The sequence below is a fragment of the Novacetimonas hansenii JCM 7643 genome, from assembly GCF_000964405.1.
GTDB classification, from domain to species: domain Bacteria; phylum Pseudomonadota; class Alphaproteobacteria; order Acetobacterales; family Acetobacteraceae; genus Novacetimonas; species Novacetimonas hansenii.
In genome coordinates this window covers 1-2,432 of the sequence record NZ_BANE01000156.1, presented here as the reverse complement: position 1 = coordinate 2,432, position 2,432 = coordinate 1, and the positions used below count along the sequence as shown (strand labels likewise).

Genomic DNA, 2,432 nt, shown 5'->3' with positions numbered 1-2,432 from the left:
CAACAGGCTGGTATTGTTCAAAAACTTTCGGATCAGGCTCTTAGCTCTGGCATCAGCATACTGTCTTAAAAGATGAACTGTCAGACTTTCCAGAAGGCCATTTACAAATAAGGAATTTGTAATAACGGAAGATTGCATTTCAGCTATCAGACCACTCAAAATGCCTGATATGAAAGCATCCTCCCCGCCCGAAACATCCCGCATTCGAATACGGGATGAAGTCAGATTTAATGACTTGGCAGCTCGATCGACAAGCTCAAGTCCAAGATAGAGATGCAACACTTCAAAACAAGTGTTTCCCTTGCCCTGCCACCGCATCAGATAGGGTGTGTCCGTCTGCGTGAGGTAAAATGTTCCTGCTCTTGCCTTGCTCTGTTCCCAAGGCCCTGTCAGTTCACGCTCTTCAATATTTGCTTCTCCGCGGATAACCCAAACAAGCAGGGGTTCTGCGACGGCAGGTACAAGAATTTCGTCTTCTTGTACCGGGCGAGTGAATATCTGGACGTCAACATCCTTCCAGACATCCCCTTCACTTTGCGCGACTTTCTTCCCGGGGAGAAGTTGCTCCAGTGTCAAACTGGCAGCACGCCGAGAAGGAAGGCAGGACAAAACCATCTGCTACACTCTCTCATTTCCATGCGCGACTATCTATAGCGCAAAATCGCGATAGTTTCAGCAAGAAGCCATGAGAGATATCTTCTGGCATAATTTACATCTCCTTCGACAATGAAGGCCGATTGAAGGCTCGTCGTGTGGAGAAGATTATGAATATTGCAGGAAAAGTTGCTCTGGTGACCGGAGCATCCAGTGGCATTGGTGCGGCAACAGCGCGCAAACTCGCAACAGAAGGAATCACAGTTGGTCTGGCGGCACGTCGTCATGATCGCTTGGAAACGCTTGTCAGTGAGATTACCAAGGCTGGCGGTCACGCTATTCCTCTGGTGACGGACGTTACTGATCTTGTCTCGTGTCAAGAAGCGGCAAAGAGCTTGATCGCCCAATTTGGAAGGATTGATGTTCTGGTCAACAACGCGGGCCTAATGCCCCTATCCAGCGTTGACAGCCTGAAAGTGGACGAATGGCAGCAGATGGTGGACGTCAATATATCCGGTGCTCTCAATGCAACGGCAGCCGTTCTTCCGCAGATGATCGCACAGCATTCGGGTCATATTTTCAACATGTCCTCGATTGCAGGCCGGAAGGTCTTTACGGGTCTCGCCGTTTATTGTGCCACCAAGGCTGCGGTGACAGCGTTTTCAGACGGCCTAAGAATGGAGATCGGACCAAAGCATAATATCCGCGTTACCTGCATTCAGCCGGGAGCCGTAAAATCAGAGCTTTACGATCACATTACAGATGCTGATTACCGCAAACAGATGGATGACCTTGCAGAGTCCATGACCTTTCTCGAGGGCGAGGACATAGCAGACAGTATCCTTTTTGCTCTGAAATCACCTGCACGTATGGATGTTGCAGAACTGTTTGTTCTTCCGACTGAACAGGGATGGTGAACAGGAACTGATTGCCAACTGAGCTTAGGAGTCAGGCACGCTACCGTCGAAAAGAGGCTTCAGGCTGGAAAGCCTCTTGAAGCTCGGTCACAAAGACCCGCAGCTTTGGTGTCATAACCGGACCTGCGTTATAGAGCAGGTGCATGGGCCTGTCCGGAACTGTCCACCTGGGCATAAGCCGGACAAGCCGTTTGCTTTTAATATCTGGAAGCAGAGCCTGCTCATAACCCAGTAGAATGCCATCGCCAGCAAGTGCTGCAGAATGCAGAACACTTGAATCATTACTGATTATCCTCCCGGAGACGGTGACAGGCCGCGTAACGCTTCCTTGAGAAAGGTGCCACGTGGTTACAGGGCCGCCGGAGTTTTCATATAGGAGACACTCGTGGCGCATCAGATCTTCGGGCTGCCCTGGAAAACCGTGTTTTTCCAGATAGGTTTGAGCCGCGCAGATGACCCGACGATAGGCCGTCAAAGGACGACTGACCGCTGTAAGGTCCGTCTCCAGTTCACCAATTCGGATCACAGCCTCATGACCATCCATTGTGGGGTGAACCAGTTGGTCTGTCAGGGATAAATGCACTTGAATTTCTGGGTATCTTTTTTGAAAACTGTGAATAAATGATAGAAATACCGTTCGCCCGAAGGTGACTGGGACGCTGACAGATAATGTGCCGCGCGGTGTGCCAAGCGTATTGGCTGCCAGACTGTCAGCTCGTTCAGCAGCCTGCAGAACAAGCCGACATTGCTCGCAATAGAGCCGTCCTGTTTCAGTCAGACTTTGCCGACGTGTCGTTCGATGCAACAGGCGAGCACCAAGGTGATGCTCCAGAGCCTCTATATGCTTGGCGACCATCTGCGGCGACAAAGTCAGATGCTGGGAGGCCGCAGCAAAGGACCCCAATTCCACGACCTTGATAA

General features: G+C 50.8%; 3 protein-coding genes. 1 reads left to right on the top strand and 2 read right to left on the bottom strand.

Features of this window, described 5'->3' with window-relative positions:
• On the bottom strand, nucleotides 1–615 hold a 615-nt coding region (locus tag B7G66_RS11040), incomplete at its 3' end, for a hypothetical protein (protein ID WP_048859189.1).
• 149 nt (nucleotides 616–764) lie between these two features.
• On the opposite strand from B7G66_RS11040, the gene B7G66_RS11035 reads away from it, so the two are divergent.
• The gene (locus B7G66_RS11035; RefSeq protein WP_040511756.1) at nucleotides 765–1,511 is read left to right on the top strand and encodes an SDR family oxidoreductase; all 747 of its coding nucleotides are present in this window, start codon (nucleotides 765–767) and stop codon (nucleotides 1,509–1,511) included.
• Between the two features lie 40 nt (nucleotides 1,512–1,551).
• Here B7G66_RS11035 and B7G66_RS11030 read toward each other — a convergent pair whose 3' ends face one another.
• On the bottom strand, nucleotides 1,552–2,430 hold the full coding sequence (locus tag B7G66_RS11030) for a LysR family transcriptional regulator (RefSeq protein WP_048859188.1): 879 nt from the start codon (nucleotides 2,428–2,430) through the stop codon (nucleotides 1,552–1,554).
• Nucleotides 2,431–2,432: the final 2 nt, after the last annotated feature.